Genomic DNA, 20,171 nt, shown 5'->3' with positions numbered 1-20,171 from the left:
ATATTAAATTAATAATTACGGAGCTTAATATATGTTTTTTAGATTTCCTGAAAATTTGATACAAAATAAAGATAAAGTATACATTATAGATAAAAAATTTGCAGATGTGAATAATGATGGTTATATTGAAACTTTAATAATTACAGGAAAGAAACCTTATGGAGAAAATGGTTTTATAGAAGATATAACGCTTACTGTAAAAAATGAAAAAACAGGATTAAATATAAAAGTAAAGCCAAAAGAAAATTCAGGTTATGAGCCTAACTTATTTATAGGAAGGTTTGATGAAAAAAGTAGCATACCATATGTATTTTTATCTATAGCTTCAGGAGGCAGTGGAGGATATTATTTTAATTATATTTATTCTTTCAAAAGAAATGTAGCAGAACTTGTTTTTGATTATGATAAATTTAGTATTGAAAATGTATATAACGCTGTATATGAAAATTTTTATAGAGTAAGTGTAAAATCAGAAAATAAAGATTTGAAAGGTATAATAGATCTTAAATCCATAAGAGATGAGGAGTATTTATCCAAGCTCTATAATAAAGATGGAACTCTTAAAGAGCCTACAGCAGCAGGAGTATTGTTTCTTTCTAATCTTTCACCTTTAAGCATAAATGGATCTGAGGTTTTTAAACTTTTAACGAATCAAAGGATAATAGGAATTTATAATGCAGACACATTAGGTTATGTAGAATCCATTTTAAAATGGGATAAGGATAAATTCATATCTTTAGTAACTAGGTTAGTAGTATCAATGTAATATAGAAAAGTTTCAGGTTTTATAGGTTATTTTTGATGATGGGTTATATATCATTTTTAATTTTAGCACCATTAGAAACATATAATATTAAAACCAATTGCAAATACAATGTCTTTACAATTGGTTTTAATATAACTACTTAGTTTCTATATTTTTTTATAATGTCCATCTATTTTGATATAAGGAACTAAAACAATTGGCTGATCGGCAGGTGTAAATAATTCTATTCCTTCTTGATTTTCATCTGGTCTAAAATATTTTTTACCGAATTTTTCAACTACCCATCCTGTAATACCTTTAGGGATTGAACCCCAATTACCGTTTTTTTCAACTGATTCAAAGGATGGCATTGCAGTACCTGTTCCATATAGAGGCGGATAATAATAGCATATTTCTGTTATTTCAATTCTGTATAACTTTTTTGTTTCTAAAAAACTCATAAAAATTCCTCATTTCTTTAGTTGTTTCCATCTGCTCTCCAAGTTCTAAGCAGAGCTTTTCTTGCAGCATCTTTTTGCTGAGGGCTAAGTCCCCAATAGCCAGAGGCAACAGCTGGTTCAAAGTCGCCGTAAGATGGATTTGGAAGAGCAATAAATTTTGTTCCAAAGGAATCTTTGTTTTTGTCTGCAGTAGCATTTCTCTGCTGTAGACTTACACCGTAAGTGCCTATAGGTAAATCATTTTCGTTATCACCCATATAAGCTACAACATTATAATCTTTTGCAACAGCGTCAAATCTAGCTTGCTTATTGCCTTTATCTGTTTGAAGAAGAACATGTTTTTCATCTACATTAGGGAATCCTAAATCTTTTAAATTTTTCATAGTACCCTGTAATCCTTTTTTAGCGTCTCTGTTAGTAACATAAAATACATGTACTCCTTTGCTGGAAAGATATTGCAACATGTCTTTAGCTCCAGGCATAGCATCAGCTTTTGCTGCATCTACCCATTTTCCCCAGCTGTCACTAGAATAAGCAGAATTGTAGCCTGTATGACCTGCTTCATAAGCAGAGTTATCTATAACTGATTCATCGCAGTCTGTAATTATAGCTAAAGGTTTATCACCTGATTTATGATTTTTAAGAGCTTCATCTACTTGCATTTTAGTTAAATTGTAAGCTTGATAGCACAATTCTCTATATTCTGCAGCAGTTTGCATCCATAATATGGCCATTACATTTTGTTCATTTAAATCTTTTTGAGAATAAGGTGCAGGAGTTGTTTGTGGTTGAGTAGTTGTTTGAACTGTTTTTGGTAATAATTTTATTGTCTGTCCAACATAGATTAAATTAACATTGGAAATATTGTTGATTTTAGCTAGTGCTTTAAAATCCATAGAGAATTTTAAACCTATTCTAAATAAATTATCGCCAGGTTTAACAGTATAAGTATCTTGAGTAGTAGTAGTTGTTGTTATTGGAGCAGCTGGAGCTTGAGTAGTCTTTGAATCTGAAGCACTTTTTATAGCTGGAGCACCGTCAGCTCTCCAAGTTTTAAAAGGAGCTTTTCTAGCTTCATCTTTTTTAGCCGCACTAAGTCCCCAATAACCAGAAGCTACAGCAGATTCAAAGTCACCATAGGATGGATTTGGAAGAGCAATAAATTTTGTTCCAAAGGAATCTTTATTTTTATCAGCAGCAGCATTTCTTTGATCGAGACTGACACCATAAGTACCTATAGGTAGATCATTTTCATTATCACCCATATAAAATACTACATTATAGTCTTTGGCAACAGCATCAAATCTACCCTGCTTATTACCTTTATCTGTTTGAAGGAGAAGATGTTTTTCGTCTGCATTAGGGAATCCTAAATCTTTTAAGTTTTTCATGGTACCTTGCATTCCATGTTTTGCATCCCTATTAGTAACATAAAATACATCTACACCTTTGCTGGAAAGGTATTGTAAAAATTCTTTAGAGCCAGGCATGGCATCAGCTTTTGCTGCATCAACCCACTTTGCCCAACTATCGCTGGCATAAGCAGTATTATGACCTGTGTGACCTGCATCATAAGCGGTATTGTCTATAACTGATTCATCGCAGTCTGTAATTATAGCTAAAGGTTTATCTCCGCTTTTATGATTTTTTAGGGCTGCGTCTACCTGCATTTTTCCAGCATTATAAGCTTGATAACAAAGCTCCCTATATTCTGCGGAAGTTTGCATCCAAAGTAATGCCATTACATCCTGTTCATTTAAGTCCTTCTGAGTATAGTTTGATGTGACTTGGGATGTTGCAACTACTTGTGTTTGTGGAGCTGCGGCAAAAGTAACAACAGGTGAAAGCATGATAGAAGTACTTAAAGCGATAGATAATAGAATACTAATTTTCTTTTTTAACATAATGTCTAGTCCCCCTTAAAATTTTGTAATTAACAGCTAAACTGACTTTCTAATAGTTAGTTTGCCTAGTTTATGTAATATTATAATTATATTGAAAATATGGTTAATTGTAAATACAACTTATTTATTAAGAAGAAATAGTTATTGAAAAAGTATATTATGACAGAGTTTATTAAAGTTAATAAATTTATTGTATTTTAAACTTGCTTATATGATATTGAAGTTGAAGGAAAAGATTTTTATAAGGCAATGGAAGTAGAGAATATAAGGTATCTTCCTTATAAAATAACAAGAAAGGTTAAAAAGTTAGTAATGTATTTTACATTTGGTTTTTTAGAATTTATTAATTATTATATAATAAATTTTATTGTATAATAGTGAAATGTATTAATAATATTGGTATAATATAAGATGATGTACATGTATAACGGAAAAACTAATTTTTTATATAAATTTTTTCACAGATGGATATTTTGCAAAGAAAAATTCAAATTTTTTATTTATTGATGGTAAAGTTGATAAAATAACAAATTACTTGCAGGAGAATGATATTAGAAAATTGAATTTTATATTAGGCACATAATTAGGTACTATTATTGGTTTTGAAGTATATCTTCGAAATGCAGTACATATAAATAAAGTATTTTTGGATGAATGTTTATTTTTAAAATTTGGTCTTTTGGTGAAAAAATTGTAATGAAAAACTTCTAGAATATTGTAGTGAAATATAATAAAACCTACAAAATTCAGTTGAAATAGTAAATAGACTATTTCTAGCTAACAATACGCAAATGTGATTTTAAAATAATATAAGGTGGTAATAGGATATGGATTTAGATGAAAACATATATGATGAAATAGTAAAATTGTGTAATGAAGCAGAAGAATATGAAGAAAGATGTGAGAATGAAAAAGCATTTGATAAATATGAAGAAGCATTAGATTTAATACCGGGGGATATAGAGGAATATGAAATATCATCACTAATTCTTGTATCCATGGGAGATTTGATGTTTATAGAAGACGATCATAAGCAAGCGCGAAATTATTACTTTGATGCGTTAAATTGTGTTGGTGGAATAGGTAATCCATATATATTATTTAGTATAGGAAAATGTTTTTATATGGAGAATAACTTTGAAAAAGCTAAAGAATATCTTATAAAAACTTATATGTTAGATGGTATGGATTTATTTTATAATGATGACAACAAATACTTTGATTTAATAGAAGAATTAGTATCGGAACATGTTAAATTAAACTCAGCTGAAGAAACAAAAGATGATGCTCTTATTGAAAATAATAAGTCATTAAAAGAAGTGGAAGACAAGTCTATTGAAAATGAAAAGGGAGTTAAGGAATCAAAAGACAAGCTTGTTAAAAATAATAAGTTGTTAAAACAAATGGAAGATCAATTTTTTAAGAATAAATTTAAGTATATGGATATGTTTGAAGAGGGAGATATTGATGGAGCTTTAAAATTACTTTGGGAAGTGTGGGAGTGGTTTCCAGAACCTAAAGTTGAACAGGACTTATTTTATCTATTAGTTGAGGACTTAATAAACATATATATTGAAACTAAAAAATTTGATTTAGCAAATAAATATATTAGTTTACTGTTTGTTGCAGGTTTAAAAAGAGTAGATGATGGCACAAGAGAATTTATAGCAGGTAGATTAGCTTATGAGCAAGGGGAAATGAGCTTAGCTAAGCAATTATTTTATATAACAAATAGTAAATCTAGCGGAAGAATGTTTAGAGGAAAAGAAAATAAGAAATACAGGGAATTAATAAAAAAATAATTCATATAATGTTTTTTAATATAGGAGAAGGATTAAAATATATGAAAAAAGATATAAAAACATTAGTAGTAGAAGATGACAATGATATAAATAAATTATTGTGTGATATGCTTAACATGAGTGGATATAGCACTAAGTCTGCTTACTCTGGAACAGAAGCATTAATATATTTAGAACAGGGAAATTGGGATATGGTTTTGCTGGATTTAATGCTGCCGGGTATGAATGGGGAAGAGCTTTTGGTTAAAATAAGAGAAATTAGTCATATGCCTGTAGTAATAATTTCAGCTAAGGAAGAAACAAATGTAAAAATAGAAACTTTGAGAATAGGAGCAGATGATTTTATTACTAAACCTTTTGATATAGATGAAGTGTCAGCTAGAATAGATTCACATCTAAGAAGGTATAAAGAGTTTTCAGAGGATACATATGAAAACATATTGAGTTATAGGGAAATTTCTCTTAATAAAGATACTAGAGAAGTACTTGTAAATAACACTAATGTTATTTTGACAACTAGGGAATTTGATATTTTACAGCTTTTCATGAGTTATCCTAAAAAGGTTTTTTCAAAGTCAAATGTATTTGAAAGTGTATGGGGAAATGAATATATATGTGATGATAATACAATTACTGTTCATATAAGTAATTTAAGAAATAAATTATCAAAAGCAGGTGCAGGAGACTATATACAAACTGTTTGGGGTATAGGGTACAAGCTTGATAGTTAAAATTAAGACTTTCTTAATATTTACTTTATAATTGCTTATTAATTAAATTATATAATTGCCAAAGATACTTTAATTAGGGGAGAGTTAATGTGGAATATGTTTTAAAGACTATAAATTTGAGCAAAAAATATAAAAATAATTTAGTAGTTGATGGTGTAAATATTAACATAAAACAGGGAGAAATCTATGGCATTATTGGAGAAAATGGAGCTGGAAAGACTACAACTTTTCGTATGATAGCAGGACTTACATCACCTTCAAACGGTTCAATTGAACTATTTGGTAAAAATAGAGAAAATGAACTAGAAAAGCTTAGAAAGAGAATAGGAGTTTTAGTGGAAAAGCCTGCTTTATATATCAATATGACGGTTTGTCAAAATTTACAAGCTTCTAGATTGCAAAAGGGAATTCCAGGAGAGGAGAGTGTAGAAAAAGTTTTAGAACTTTTAAAAATTCATGATATAAGAAATAAAAAAGTAAAAGACCTTTCACTTGGAATGAAACAAAGGTTAGGAATTGCTTTAGCACTACTCAAAGATCCAGAATTTTTAATACTAGATGAACCTATAAATGCATTAGATCCAATAGGAATAGCGGAGGTAAGGGAAGCTTTAAAAAGATTAAATAGAGAAAGAAATACAACTATTCTCATTTCAAGCCATATTTTAAGAGAATTATATGAGATTGCAACTTCTTATGGAATACTTCATAAGGGGAAGCTTTTAGAAGAACTTACATTAAAACAATTAAATGAAAAATGCAGAAGAAGCTTAAATATAAAAGTTGATAATTTAAATAAAGCTTTAACGGTTCTAGAAAGAAAATTAAACATAAGTAATTTTAAAGTTTTGCCAGATGGAACTATAAGAATTTATGAATATGTAGATAAGCCAGGAGTAGTTTCAACTGAAATTTTTAAGGAAGGTATTGTAATTGAGCAGATAATGCCAAGTGGAGATAATCTTGAGGATTATTTTAAAAGTTTAATAGGGGGTACATATTAATGTATAACTTATTAAAATTTGAAATGTATAAATTAAAATATAATAAAACATTTATAAGCTCAGTTATAGTTACAGCATTTTCAATTATTTGGTGTATTTATTTATCTTTGTATAATAATCACACTATTAAGGAGATAAATGATTATTTTCAAGGAAGAGAATTTGGAATTTTGATTAACAATTTTCAGGATAGAGTTCATCCTAAGTTTATAGAATATTTTTATTCTGCCTTTGGATTTTGTCCTGTTATATCAATATTAGTTATATTTTTAGTAGGAAGTATTGTTATTGATGAATATACTGAAGGTACAATAAAAAACATAGCTGCATATGGTCATAAAAGAGTAAAAATATATATATCAAAATTAATAATAATATGTTTAAGTATATTTATTTTAATAATCTTATTACTATTTGGTACAGCAATTATGGGGAGTTTTATAAGTGGATGGAATGGAACCTTTAGTTTTAACCTTTTTATACAAATGATGAAAGTCACAATTTCAATAACATTAGTATATTTTAGTTTGGCAAGTATTTATATATGTTTAGCTGTAATCATAAGAAATAAATCTATATTTGCAGTATTATCTATAATAGGTATGATAATAGAAGTTAGTTACTTATTTCAGTTTAACGATTTTTTTAAACATATGCCTATGTTTATGTTTATAGAAATATGTATGTTACAAATAAATTTGTATAGTATTATATTAAATTGCAGTATATTAATTATAATTACAACATTAGTAGGAGCATTTATATTTAAAAATTTAGAACTAAAATAAGGATAATGATGTAAAGTCAATAGATCCTCTAAATAAAAACCATGCATAAATAGGAAAGCAAATTTCCTTGTATGCATGGTTTTTATTTATAAAAAATTATCTAAATAACTACTATTTTTCAACTTAAGACTTTCTTAATATTTTCTTTATAACTGCTTAGAAACTGATTATTAAAATTAAATTGAAATTTAAAGAAACTGCAATTGGTAATTTGAAGTCTATATTAAAGATTCCTAAATGGAATAATGTGATTTTAAGTTTTTTTAAGATGCTAATCATAGAAAAAGAATAAATATTTATATTATCAATTGCAGTTAAAGAACAGGAGAGTGTATCTATGGAATATTTATTGCAATGCGAAAATTTAGTTAAAAAATATGGAAGAAAAAAAGCTTTAAACAATTTAAATTTAAAAATAAAAAAAGGAAAGATAGTTGGACTTTTAGGGCCAAATGGAGCTGGTAAGACTACGCTTATAAAAACTGCTGCTTCACTCTTAAGCTATAATGATGGTAGCATTTTAATTGATGGTGAGGCACCTAGTGTAAAAACGAAAAAAATAGTTGCTTATTTGCCTGATAAAGACTTTTTATATGGATGGATGACTATAAAGGAAGCCTTAAAATTTTTTAAAAACTTCTTTGAAGATTTTGATTATGAAAAAGCTCTTAAAATAGTATATGATTTAGAACTCGATTTAAATTCAAAGATAAATTCCCTGTCAAAAGGTATGGAAGAAAAATTAAATATATCTTTAATCTTTTCAAGAAAAGCAAAACTTTTTTTATTTGATGAACCTCTTGCTGCAGTTGATCCATCTATGAGAGATAAGATAATTAAGATTATACTTAACAATTTTGACAAGGATAGTTCAATCCTTATAAGTACTCACTTGATAAATGATGTGGAAGGACTATTTGATGAAGTTGTATTTATTAATGAGGGAAAAGTTTTGCTTCATGATAATGTGGAAACTCTTAAAGAAAAACATAAAGAATCTATTGAAGACTTATTTAAGGAGATGATTTAAATGATTTTAAACTTATTTAAATTTGAAATGAAAAAGCACTTTCTCATATTTAGTATCTTTACGTTAATAGAATTGATTTGTGGTATAGCTGTATTAATAAATTATGATTATAGAAGTGCAGCTTTTTTAGTAAGTAATGTTACATGGATAGTAATTCCAGTATATATTTTCATTGATTTATACAATGAATTTTATAAGGGAAAAGAAGTTATAACACATATGATACCAATAAAAACTTCCGCTAAATTTTTAGTGAAATCATTAATTTTTTCTTTAGGATTGATGATTATATGGTCAACTTGTTTGATATATGAACTTTTTAGCTTAAATGGAATTTACTATTCAAAAATAATGGATTCAAGTAATCCCAAAGTGGGCGTTATTTATTTTATATTAGCAAGATTTATTGGATTTATTGCTGGACCAATTATCATAGGAATGGCTTTAGCTTTAAGCAAACTTGTAAAAAACAAAATTTTAAGTGCAGCTATAATTGTTATTACTATCACAGTCACTACTGTAGGTCTGTATTTAGTAATGAAATCAAACTTAGCTGGTCAGGAGCATATAGGCTGGGCAATAGGAACCACCTCAAAAGAGGTATTTAAGCAGTATGCAGGAATGGTTTCTATATTAGTGACATCAGATAAAGATATAACAGATATTGCTCAAACTATACATTGGAATAATGTTATTTTTAATGCTTTAGTGGCTGTATTAGGCTATGGAATTGTATCTTCAATATTTAATTCTAGAAAATACGAGATAATTGGAAAATAATTTTGGAAAGAGGAATTAAAATGAAATTTATAAAAAGAAGCATGAAATTTTATGTTTCTATTGTTTTGCTTGTTACTACATGTATTTTCAGTGGTTGTGCTTCCAGGTATATAGGTAAGGATAGAAATTCTAAATGGACAAAAGATATAGATTATTTAGGTAAAGTTCTTCCTGAAAAACATAAAAATTTATTTTCTAAAATAACAAAGGAGAAATTTAATAGTGAGATTAATAACTTAAAAAAAGAAGTACCAAATATGAATGATGATGAAATTAAAATTGGTATACACAAGATAGTGGCATCTGTAGGTGATTCTCATACATGCTGTAGTTTTAATACAACAAAAAAAGTATATCCAGTAGATCTATATTGGTTTAAGGAGGGCATCTATGTGAAAAGTACTATAGATAAATATAAGAATACTCAGTATTGTAAATTAGTAAAAGTAAATGGTAAAGATATAAAAGAAGTTGAAGATTCTATAATTCCAATAATATCTCATGAAAATTATAGTCAAATAAAAAATATTCTTCCGCAATATTTAGGCCTTCCGGAGGCTCTTCATGGACTTAAAATAGTTTCTAATGAGGATAAAGTTAATTTTACTTTTGAAGATAAAGAAAAGCATTTATATGATGTACAAATGGATTCTATTGTTTTAGATGAAAATTCTAAAAAGCTTCTTAAAAAGTCACTTGTGGACAGGTCAGATGATAGTATTAAACCTTTGTACAGAAGAAATTCAGATATGGATTATTGGTATAAATATTTAGAGGATGAAAAAGTTTTGTATTTTAAGTATAATAATTGTAGAGAAGACACGAAAAAACCTTTTAATGCTTTTAGCAGAGAAATGTTAAATATTATGGATACACATACTGTGAATAAATTAGTCATTGATTTAAGAAATAATGGAGGAGGAAATTCTTCCATATTAGAACCTTTTATTAATAAAATAAAGGAAAAGAGCATAAATAGCAAAAATAAACTTTTTGTAATAGTTGGAAGAGAAACTTTTTCTTCAGCTGTTTTAAATTCAATATATTTAAAGAATGAAACTAATGCAACTTTTGTTGGAGAAGAAACTGGAGGAAAGCCTAATGCTTTTGGAGAAGTGAGAAGTTTTAAGTTGCCTAATTCTAAAATTGATGTTTATTATTCTACAAAAGAGTTTAAAGAATCAAAGGTAGATACACCAGCTTTTATTCCTGATAAAATAATAGAATTATCAATAGATGATTATGCAGCTAAAAAAGATCCTGTATTAGATTTTATACTTAAAAAGTAGATGGTGAAAACTTCATACAATGTTTTATTGATATACATGGTGTTTTATGCACAATTAATAGGAAGAATTTAATTAGAAAGGGTGAGTAAAATGAATTGGATTGTAATAAGTTTAATAACTTGTTTTGTCTTTTTGCTCACTTATTTAATCTCTATTAAGAAAGAAATTAAAAATATTACAAATCAATTAAATGATTATAATAATTTAAAGTCAGGTAAGAAAATAGATGTTAAACTTTTTGATAAAGATATTGAAAAACTGGCTAGTAGTATAAATAAACATATTGATATAAACATTGAAAATGTTGCAAAAGAAAGACAAGCAGAAGATGAAATTAAAAGATCCATAGCAAATATATCACACGATTTACGTACACCATTAACTTCCGTAGTTGGATATATACAAATGATAAAATCAAAAAAGTTATCAAAAGAAAAGGAAAGCGAATACATAGATATAGCACTTAACAGAGCTAAGGCACTGAAAACTTTGTTAAGTGATTTTTTTCAATTGTCCGTTATAGAATCTCCAGAGTATGAATTGAAAATTGAACATGTAAATTTAAATAATATATTGTGTGAAGTTATCACTTCTTTTTATGAGGATTTTGTGCATAAAAATATAACACCAGAAATAAATTTGCCAGAGAAAGGTTTAATTGTAATAGGAAATGAATCAGCTGTAAGACGTGTAATAGAAAATTTAATTGTAAACATAATAAAACATACTGAAGGAGAAGTTTCAATTACTTTAAAAGAAGATAAAAATGAAGCAGTTATAATTACTAAAAATACAGTTAAAAATTTTACGAATAATGATGTAGATTTAATGTTTAATAGATTTTATAAGGCAGATGACTCTAGAACTAATAGCAGTAATACTGGATTGGGGTTGCCTATTGCTAAAAGTCTTATGGAAAAGATGAATGCAGTAATTTATGCCAGGCTTCATGAAAATACATTATTCATATTTTGCAAATGGACAATTAAGTAGTCACTAAAATCAAATGAAATTTTTAAAAAGAAATATTTTTTATTTTAGAGATAACTATATTGAAAAAGAAAGTAAATTTAGCTAATATAAGAGTACGTGATTAAATTATAATATAAAAAAAGTTTGCTCTAGGCTACATTTTTTTATTATGTTTTGTGCCTTGAGCTAAGAAAAGGTAATGGATATGAATATGAAAGAAATAAGTAAAATACACAGTACATTCTTGGCAATATTTTTTATAGCATTTATTTGGTCTGCTATTTACCCTAAAGATTCTTTTACTTGGGTTTTAGAAGTTTTGCCAGCAGTTATAGGTATTATAGTTATAATGTTTACGTATAAAAAATTTAGATTTACCACTTTTGTTTATGGCTTGATTCTAATTCATGCAATTATATTGTTAATAGGTGGACATTACACTTATGCAGAAATGCCTTTATTTAATTGGATAAAAGATAGTTTCCATTTAAGTAGAAATTACTATGATCGTTTGGGGCATTTTGCCCAAGGGTTTATACCAGCTTTTATTTCTAGAGAGGTATTAATTAGAAAATCTTATTTAAAAAAAGGTAAGATGTTATTATTTATTGTTATATGTATTTGTTTGGCAATAAGTGCAGCTTACGAACTTATAGAATGGTTGGTAGCAGAAGTAACAGGTTCTGCAGCAGATGCTTTTTTAGGGACTCAAGGAGATGTGTGGGATACTCAATGGGATATGTTTTTAGCTTTAATAGGTTCAATGTCAGCTGTATTTATGTTTTCTAAAATTCATGATAAGTGTATAGAAAAATTGAAATAAAATATGAGTATAACATGGTAAGTATCAAAGAATTTATAAAATTGACTAAAGTGAATTCGTTGGCTATAAAAGAGTTTAGGCATATGAAAGAAAATAGCAAGTCAAAGATGTTAGTATATTTTGCGATGGACAAGGAAACAGGTTCCGCTGATAGTTGTTCTATCAAAGGGTTCTGTTGACGCAGTATGACGCAAAATATACTAACATACTGACTTGTTATTTTTTTGAATATGCCTTATATGCCGGAAATGGAAATGTAATTCAATTCAGTGCTAATTATGAAAAAGCATTAATGAAAATTTTAAGTTGAGAAAATAAATTTAAAAGGGATTGTGTTAAAATATACAAGTATGTATTTTAGACATTCCCTTTTAAATTTTATAACTAAAAATTTTATTTTGTATTCTGAAAATAACATATAGAGTTGTAAAGTTTAAAATAAAACTTGTTGTATATTATATCTATCTTGAGATCATCAATTTTAGAAAAAGCTATGCAAAGTTTCCATTTACAAATACAGGTATTTCTTTACCTTCTTTGGTGATACCTGTAATATTTAAATCTTTTGTACCAATCATAAAGTCTACATGTTCAAAAGAATCATTTACTCCTGCATTTTTTAAATCTTCCTTGCTCATATTCTCACTATTTTTTAAACAAGTAGGATAAGCTTCACCTATAGCTAGGTGGCAGGAAGCATTTTCATCAAATAAGGTATTGTAGAATAATATATTTGAATTAGAAATTGGGGAATCAAAAGGTACAAGGGCAACTTCTCCAAGGTAATGAGTACCTTCATCTGTAGCTATCAAGTTTTTTAATGTATCATAGCCTTTTTCACAAGTAAAATCTACAATTTTTCCATCCTTAAAGGTAAGAGTAAAGTTTTCTACAAGATTACCATTATAATTTAAAGGCTTAGAACTTACAACATTGCCATTTACGCCAAATTTATAAGGTAAAGTAAATACTTCTTCCGTAGGTATGTTAGCCATAAATTCGGTGCCTTCTGGTGAAAAAGATGAACCACCAAGCCATAAATGATTTTCAGGAAGTTCTATTTTTAAGTCAGTACCAATGGAATTTTTATAAACAAGGTACTTAAAATTATTTTTATTAAGAAAATTCATAGACTTCTTTAAATTATTCTGATGATTATTCCAGGCTTCTACAGGATTAGCTTCATCAGCTCTTACTGCTTTAAATATGGCATTCCAAAGTTTTTCTACTGCTTCATCTTCTGAAGCATTCTTAAATACTTTTTTTGCCCAAGCTTTTGTGGGAACAGAAGCAACACACCACACATTTTTATCTGCCATAAGTCTTTCTCTATATTCAGATAAGGCGGCACTATTAGCTTTATTAGCTCTCATTATTCTTTCAGGATTTACATCCTTCATAAGTTCTGGATCTGAAGCAGAAATACTAAGAAATGCAGCACCTTTTTTAGCGCAGGATACAAATAAATCTTTTTGCCAGCTGTGAACTTCATCAAATATCTCATCTTTTCCATGTAAGTATTTTATTTTAGTGGAAAGTTCATCTCTCCAATTTATTATTACTTCTCTAGCACCTTCCTTGTAAGCTATTTCAGAAATTATTCTAGTAAAGTCAGCACATTCTATAGGAGAATTTATAACCAAGGTTTGATTATTCTGTATATTAAGTCCTGTCTTTACAATAATTTGGGAATATTTTTTCAAGTAATCTTTATTCATCTTAAGACATCCTTTCGTTATTATATATTACTCAATTTTCGCACATACAAAACTTTAAATTAATATGGTAAGCATAATGCGAAGCAACTTTTTTGAGAGGATAATTGAGTATATTATAATTATAATCAATATGGTTATATTTTACAAAATTATTTTATTTCAAATTTATTATATACATGTAACATCTGATTTATTACGATCTACTAATCTTTTATATTTGTATTTAGGATATCCAACCATAAGAGCACCTGTGATTACTTTATCCTTAGGAATATTGAATAAATCTAATAATGGCCTATAATTTAAAAATACACAAAATTCAAATAATCCAGCCCAGCAGGAACCTAATCCTAATGTAGGTGCAAATAATTCAACATAGGATAATGCAGAAATGCTGTTTTCTCTTCCATTTTTAAAATCCTTTGACGCAGTTGCAAGTATAATATGAGGAGCATCACGTAGAATTGAATCTATGCCATTTTTTCTATAATTATTTATATGTCTTGAAAAACTCCAGTGAAGTTCAATGTTATCTTCCATCCATTTAACTATTATTTCAGTAGATTTTTCTAATATTTTTTTATCTTTTACGATAATATAGGATAATCCCTGTGAATTGCTGGCAGTAGGAGCAAAACGTGCAATATTGACTAATTTTAATAGTTCTTCATAAGGTACAGAAGTATTTTTGTAACATCTTATTGACCTACGAGATCTAAGAAAATATTCAGCAGTTTTTGGATCCAAACCTTTAAAATTTTCTATTTCTACCTGATTATTTAGTGGTGTTTTAACATTATCAAGTGCACCACAAGGACATACAGCAACGCATTGTCCACAGGCAATACAAGAATTATTATTGTTTTTTGGACCATCTTCTTCCATATACAAAGCTGTAGTTGGACAAACTTTTGTACAAGCTCCACATTTTACACATGATGATCTATCTATTTTAATAAAATCCATTAATATTCACTCCTTAAATTTTATGTTTTACAAATGCTTGGCATTTTTGTTGCAATTTTTAATTAATATTGTAAAATATTTTACAAGAGATATTATATACTGTACTATTATTTTTGGGAAGTAGATACTTTTAAGTAGTATAGTATCTATTTGTATACTATACATAACTGATTATTTATAGAAAGGAAATAGGTGAATTTTAGTGATGAAATTTAAAGGTAATGAATACAGCTGTTCTATGGAATTAACTTTAGATATTATAGGAGGAAAATGGAAACCACTTATTATATGGCACTTAGGTGAGAAAACTTTGAGATTCAGCGATTTAAAGAGAACTTTGCCAAATATCACTCAGAAAATGCTTACTCAGCAGCTTAGAGCATTGGAGGAAGATCAATTAGTGAATAGATTTGTTTATGCAGAGGTGCCACCTAAAGTAGAATACTCACTTACAGAAAGGGGAAAGACTCTTTTACCTGTTTTATCAATTTTATGTAAATGGGCTAATGAATATGCTAATTCTTTAGGTGCTAATTAACTTTTTAAAGTATTTGAACGTTTTAAATTTGTAGTATTACTTTCATTATATAGTGAAGCATTAAATTCTCCACCTAGTATAACAATAACAGACACGAGAAAAAGCCAGGTAAGAAGAATAATTATAGCTCCAATACTGCCATATATAACAGAATAATTAGCAAAATTGTTTACATAATATGCAAAGGCAGTAGACACAAGTATAAGTTGGAGAATTGCAAATAGAGAGCCTGGCAAAACCTCTATCCATGTAAGTTTTTTGCATGGAGCATAACGGTAAAGAGCAGTAAATATAAATACAGTAGTAGATATAAATATAAAATATCTGGTTACTGTCCATAAAATAATTAACTTATGAGCAAAGCCTAATTTATAAGTTGCATACTTCCAGATAATACGTCCTAGTATTAATAAAAACATCATAATTAATATTATAAAAGCCATTCCAATAGTACAAAGTATGGAAATAAGCCTAACTTTAATAAAGTTTCTGGATTCAGAAACTCCATAAGCTTTATTGAGACCTTTTATAATTCCTGTAAAACCAGAAGATGCAGACCAAATAGTAAGTATTAAACTAAAAGACATAAGCTGGCTGTGTTTGGTGGTAATTACTTCAGAAACTGTGGTACTTATAAGGTTAAAGGCACTTGATGGCATAATTTTGCTTAAAGCAAGTAGTATTTCATTATTGTTTAAAGAAGTATGTCCTATAAGGGTCATAAGAAAAATTATAAAAGGAAAAAATGATAAAACTAAATTATATGCAAGCTGGGAACCTAAAGCAGGAATATCATCATTGTTGAATCTATAAATTAAATCTAATAACAATCTCTTCATAGTATAACAATCCTTTTCAATACTCCTTCTTATTATATTGCATAGGTTTACATTATATGATTGAATAACAGTATAATGGCAGTTTGATAAATTAACATGACTTATAGATATTCAACTTTAAAATTAAAATTAAGCTTTAGTATTCATTGAAGCAAGGTAAGATTTAATTATAGATGTTATATATCTATAATTATGAGTTGTTTTTTAGTGTATTTAACTATGAATTCAGTATATTTAAGCTGAGTATGTATTGATAAATTATAAGTATTATGAATATTATATTAGTGGTTATCAATTTTCCTTAGAAGGGGTTTTATGGAGGCAAAAATATTTATGTCAGTATCTCAGTTAACTAAGTATTTTTTTGTTGTTTTTATATTGGGTATTATAATTGGTGCTATAGTAGGAGGTCTGATGGTTTCAAAAGTTAAAAGCCGGTTTAAATCTAATAATCATAAATTCCGTAAAAATAAGTAATACCATAATACAAAACCTATGAAATTTAAATATAGGTATTGTTATAGATCAAAATTTTAATATAAAAAACGATAAGAGTAATTTGGTATAGTATCGTTTCGATTTTTTATGGATAAAAATGCTCTGTAGTTTCTCAAATTGAGAATGCAGAGCGTTTTTTTGTTATATAGGACTTTTTTATTTTTTTGAACAAAGAAGCATGTCATGAGACTTTCCAAACAAATGATTTTCAGGCTTAAGGAAAATATTACAGGTAGAAGATTGTAAGTGGGATTTATGAAAAAAAGACGTCCTAGAGGATGCTTATGTTCTTTATCTTAATTGAATAATGGATAAAAATGTTAGTGAATTGAAATAAAATGTAATACATTTGTAATAATTATTTAGTATAATAATAAGTAATAGATAGTGTAAAGTAAGATATGAAAAAATTAGATTTAAAAAAGTATGATCATAAAGGTTTGAAAAGTTATAAACTTTTTCTAAGATACCTATAGCTAGGAGGTGGATTATGAAAAGAAAGAATATCCTTATTATAATTTTGCTAGGAAGTATTTGTATAGGTGCTTATACATATAAAAATTATAAGGTTGATACAAGTTCAGGAAAAATGATTATAAGTAAAAAGGGTAAGTATGATGCATCAGAGGAAATAAAAAAAGCATTAGGTTCATTAAATAACAGTAAAAAGGCAGACTTTATAACGAATGTAGATGCATCAGCAAATGTGGTAAGTTTATCATTTGAAGGTCTTAGTAATAAGGATACTATAAATAAAATAGTAACTATGCTAGATGGGCATGGAATTAAAGCAACATTTTTTGTTCCTGGAATTGAAGCAGCTGAGGATTCCAGTATAGTGAAAGTGATTCAAAAATCGGGACATGATATAGGAAGTGGAACTCTATCTTCCACTAAAAATATGGAAAAGCTGTCCTCAAAGGAATTAGTTACGGATTTTTGCAGAACTAATAAGATTTTAAAAACTATAACTGGAAGAGAGCCTGTTTTACTAAAGTGCAATTCCACAGTTTACAATGACAGCATATTGAAGGCAGCTTATGCAGCAGGAAATAAATATGTGGTTGACAGCAATCATTATTTAAACTATCAAAGTTTTAAAAACTATGATCAAGCGTATAGGTATGTGAATAGTTTAAAAAGAGGAACAATAATTTCTATAAAATTAGAAGGGGTTCTTGATGGTACTGAATATAAAGGAAAGGAAGAGAAGCCTGCAGTAGATAAACAGGCTAATGTGGATATAGACAATAAGATTGGTATGAGTGATGAAAAAAGTGAAAAGCAAAAAGAGGACAGTATTGTACAAACTGTAGAATGGCTTTTAAAATCAATGGATGAACAGAAAAGGACTGCTTATAAAGTATCTGAGCTGTCAAATGTTGAAAGATATAATAAGCTTCAGAGAATAAAGGATACAATAGCTAGTAAGTATGTTAAAAAAGATACACTGAAGACTAAAAATAATAAAAATAATACATTGGGAAATAAGGCAGAAGGTAGTAAAACTAAGGACAGCAATAACACTAAGGATAATATAGACTTAGTAAATTTTAAGGAATTAGTAGAGAAAAATAATAAGAGACAAGCTCCTGTTGTATCACAGTTTTATACTACTCAAAAAGCGTTGGCTTATACCTTTAGAGGATTAAGTAATGAAGCTAGCTTGAATAATGTACTTACAGAACTTGATAGAGTTAATGCTAAGGGTACATTCTTTGTAACAAAGGATGAGATATTAAAGTATCCTGATAGAATAAATAGGATATTGAGTAAAGGGCATGAAATTGGCAATGGTGGAATAACAACTAATTTGAATTTACTAAATAAATCACCAGAAGAAATTTGCAGAGAAATATATGAAGTAGATAAATTATTAAAGGAAAGAGGAATAGCTACAAATGCATATATGTCTGGATATGGATATGTAAATCCTAAAATTCAGGAAGCATTATCAGCAGTAAATAACATTCCTTCTCTTAAAAATTATGAATTGTTTACTTACACAAAGGCACCTATTACTAATAAATACAAAGGTATGAGTGCCGAAGACATTGTACATAGTTACTTTAATGTAGATTCATATTTATCACTTAGAAAGGGAGAGATAGTTTATTTTAGATTAGATTCAAATTTGTTTAAAAATGATAATGTTATTGCCAATATGGTTGGCATATTAACTAAAAATTATGTTCAAAATGGTTATGTGAGCAAATATAATGAAAAAACCAAAGATTATGATTTAGCTCAAAAGCCATTAGGATATTCACTAGTAACCTTAGGCAACTTGCAAAAAACTATTGAGACCCCATCACAATATGGAAGGTACAATATTATAAAAAATCAAGTTTCCATGAAAAAGAGAGCTTACGAAGAAGCTTTATCAATGATGAAAACTAATTATATAGGAAATGAATATGTAGATTTAAGTGACTTTACTGAAGAAGAAAAAACATTTCTTGATAAAAGTGGAACTATTGATACAAAGGGAGAAAGTGTTATATTCTTTACCTTTGATGATTGGGGAGGAGACCCTGTAGTAAATGCTTTAATAGATGTGTTAAATAAACATAAGGTTCATGCAACCTTCTTTGCAATATCAAAATATGCAGATATTAATTCAGGAATATCAAACGCTAATCCAAATTTGCTTAGAACAATTGCTCTAAATGGTAATGATATTGGAAGCCATAATTATAACCATGAACTTTTAGGAACTAACAGGCAAGAGCTTGAAGAGTCTTTAGTCAAATCTTATGATGTTATGGAAAGTGTAATAGGAGATTTAAATTCACTTAAACCATATTTTAGACCACCTACCTTGCTTTTAAGCAAAGAGGGATTGGCAGCTGTATTTGAAAGTGGTTATAAGTATTGTGTTAGTGGAAATATAACAACTCATGACTATGAGAGACCTTCGGCACAAAATATTGTTGATTATATACAGCAAGGCCTGGTTAAAAATAAGGGAAATGTAGTGGTAATGCATATGAATGATCAAACTTATTATACTGCAGAAGCTTTAGACACATTTTTAACTAACAATGAAAAAGGAGTATACAAAGAAAAATATAAAATTGCAAAATTAAGTGATTATTTAGGAAAGTAATTTTAGGCATCTGAAAGAAAATAATTAGTTCAGATGCGACGGATATTTTGCGTTAGGCAAGGGGGCAGGTTCTGCAAATAGTGAGCCCTATTTAAGGGTTCTGCCGACGTAGAATGACGCAAAATAGACTAGCAGGTGGACTTATTATTTTTTGAAGATGCCTTATCAAATTAG

Annotated in this window: 18 protein-coding genes; 13 read left to right on the top strand and 5 right to left on the bottom strand. The window is 28.1% G+C overall.

The window, feature by feature from the left end:
* The first annotated feature begins 31 nt into the window (after positions 1 to 31).
* Complete coding sequence (locus HBE96_RS09720; RefSeq protein WP_169297576.1) at positions 32 to 766, top strand: hypothetical protein; 735 nt, start codon at positions 32 to 34, stop codon at positions 764 to 766.
* Between the two features lie 146 nt (positions 767 to 912).
* Here the strand turns inward: HBE96_RS09720 and HBE96_RS09715 are convergent, their stop codons facing one another.
* Both HBE96_RS09715 and HBE96_RS09710 read right to left on the bottom strand, forming a co-directional pair.
* Positions 913 to 1,206, bottom strand: a complete 294-nt coding sequence (locus tag HBE96_RS09715; RefSeq protein WP_206154882.1) for a hypothetical protein — start codon at positions 1,204 to 1,206, stop codon at positions 913 to 915.
* 17 nt (positions 1,207 to 1,223) lie between these two features.
* On the bottom strand, positions 1,224 to 3,110 hold the full coding sequence (locus HBE96_RS09710; protein WP_169297575.1) for a 5'-nucleotidase, lipoprotein e(P4) family: 1,887 nt from the start codon (positions 3,108 to 3,110) through the stop codon (positions 1,224 to 1,226).
* Between the two features lie 827 nt (positions 3,111 to 3,937).
* Between HBE96_RS09710 and HBE96_RS09705 the strand changes: the two genes are divergently transcribed.
* From HBE96_RS09705 to HBE96_RS09665, 9 genes are all read left to right on the top strand, one after another.
* Complete coding sequence (locus HBE96_RS09705) at positions 3,938 to 4,912, top strand: tetratricopeptide repeat protein (RefSeq protein WP_169297574.1); 975 nt, start codon at positions 3,938 to 3,940, stop codon at positions 4,910 to 4,912.
* A gap of 41 nt (positions 4,913 to 4,953) precedes the next feature.
* Positions 4,954 to 5,643 carry a response regulator transcription factor gene (locus HBE96_RS09700; RefSeq protein ID WP_169297573.1) on the top strand — a complete coding sequence of 230 codons (690 nt, stop codon included), beginning with the start codon at positions 4,954 to 4,956 and terminating at the stop codon, positions 5,641 to 5,643.
* A gap of 89 nt (positions 5,644 to 5,732) precedes the next feature.
* Positions 5,733 to 6,647, top strand: coding sequence for an ATP-binding cassette domain-containing protein (locus HBE96_RS09695; RefSeq protein ID WP_169297572.1), 915 nt, complete (start codon positions 5,733 to 5,735; stop codon positions 6,645 to 6,647).
* Entirely contained in the window at positions 6,647 to 7,435 is a 789-nt protein-coding gene (locus tag HBE96_RS09690) for an ABC transporter permease (protein ID WP_169297571.1), read from the top strand. The genes HBE96_RS09695 and HBE96_RS09690 overlap by 1 nt, the downstream gene beginning before the upstream one ends.
* A 337-nt stretch (positions 7,436 to 7,772) precedes the next feature.
* Entirely contained in the window at positions 7,773 to 8,465 is a 693-nt protein-coding gene (locus HBE96_RS09685) for an ABC transporter ATP-binding protein (RefSeq protein ID WP_169297570.1), read from the top strand.
* On the top strand, positions 8,466 to 9,245 hold the full coding sequence (locus tag HBE96_RS09680) for a hypothetical protein (protein ID WP_169297569.1): 780 nt from the start codon (positions 8,466 to 8,468) through the stop codon (positions 9,243 to 9,245).
* 20 nt (positions 9,246 to 9,265) lie between these two features.
* Positions 9,266 to 10,534 (top strand): S41 family peptidase, encoded by a 1,269-nt coding sequence (locus HBE96_RS09675; RefSeq protein WP_243186882.1) that lies wholly within the window; start codon positions 9,266 to 9,268, stop codon positions 10,532 to 10,534.
* Between the two features lie 90 nt (positions 10,535 to 10,624).
* Positions 10,625 to 11,527 (top strand): sensor histidine kinase, encoded by a 903-nt coding sequence (locus HBE96_RS09670; protein ID WP_169297568.1) that lies wholly within the window; start codon positions 10,625 to 10,627, stop codon positions 11,525 to 11,527.
* Positions 11,528 to 11,711: 184 nt separating this feature from the next.
* Positions 11,712 to 12,329: a DUF2238 domain-containing protein gene (locus HBE96_RS09665; RefSeq protein WP_425350721.1), complete on the top strand. Its 618-nt coding sequence runs from the start codon at positions 11,712 to 11,714 to the stop codon at positions 12,327 to 12,329.
* 491 nt (positions 12,330 to 12,820) lie between these two features.
* Here the strand turns inward: HBE96_RS09665 and HBE96_RS09660 are convergent, their stop codons facing one another.
* Positions 12,821 to 14,047, bottom strand: a complete 1,227-nt coding sequence (locus HBE96_RS09660; protein ID WP_169297567.1) for an aminopeptidase — start codon at positions 14,045 to 14,047, stop codon at positions 12,821 to 12,823.
* A gap of 168 nt (positions 14,048 to 14,215) precedes the next feature.
* Entirely contained in the window at positions 14,216 to 15,013 is a 798-nt protein-coding gene (locus HBE96_RS09655) for a nitroreductase family protein (RefSeq protein WP_169297566.1), read from the bottom strand.
* A 202-nt stretch (positions 15,014 to 15,215) separates the two neighbouring features.
* Here HBE96_RS09655 and HBE96_RS09650 point away from each other — a divergent pair, with 202 nt between their 5' ends.
* The gene (locus HBE96_RS09650) at positions 15,216 to 15,551 is read left to right on the top strand and encodes a winged helix-turn-helix transcriptional regulator (RefSeq protein WP_169297565.1); all 336 of its coding nucleotides are present in this window, start codon (positions 15,216 to 15,218) and stop codon (positions 15,549 to 15,551) included.
* On the opposite strand, the gene HBE96_RS09645 is transcribed toward HBE96_RS09650, so the two are convergent.
* The gene (locus HBE96_RS09645; RefSeq protein ID WP_169297564.1) at positions 15,548 to 16,390 is read right to left on the bottom strand and encodes a YihY/virulence factor BrkB family protein; all 843 of its coding nucleotides are present in this window, start codon (positions 16,388 to 16,390) and stop codon (positions 15,548 to 15,550) included. The genes HBE96_RS09650 and HBE96_RS09645 overlap by 4 nt on opposite strands.
* Positions 16,391 to 16,705: 315 nt before the next feature.
* Here HBE96_RS09645 and HBE96_RS09640 point away from each other — a divergent pair, with 315 nt between their 5' ends.
* Both HBE96_RS09640 and HBE96_RS09635 read left to right on the top strand, forming a co-directional pair.
* Entirely contained in the window at positions 16,706 to 16,867 is a 162-nt protein-coding gene (locus tag HBE96_RS09640) for a hypothetical protein (protein ID WP_169297563.1), read from the top strand.
* A 511-nt stretch (positions 16,868 to 17,378) separates the two neighbouring features.
* Positions 17,379 to 19,997, top strand: coding sequence for a polysaccharide deacetylase family protein (locus HBE96_RS09635; RefSeq protein WP_169297562.1), 2,619 nt, complete (start codon positions 17,379 to 17,381; stop codon positions 19,995 to 19,997).
* Positions 19,998 to 20,171 lie beyond the last annotated feature (174 nt).

This window comes from Clostridium muellerianum (assembly GCF_012926525.1).
In the GTDB taxonomy this organism is placed as follows: Bacteria; Bacillota; Clostridia; order Clostridiales; family Clostridiaceae; genus Clostridium_AM; species Clostridium_AM muellerianum.
This window is presented reverse-complemented; position numbering and strand designations above follow the sequence as displayed.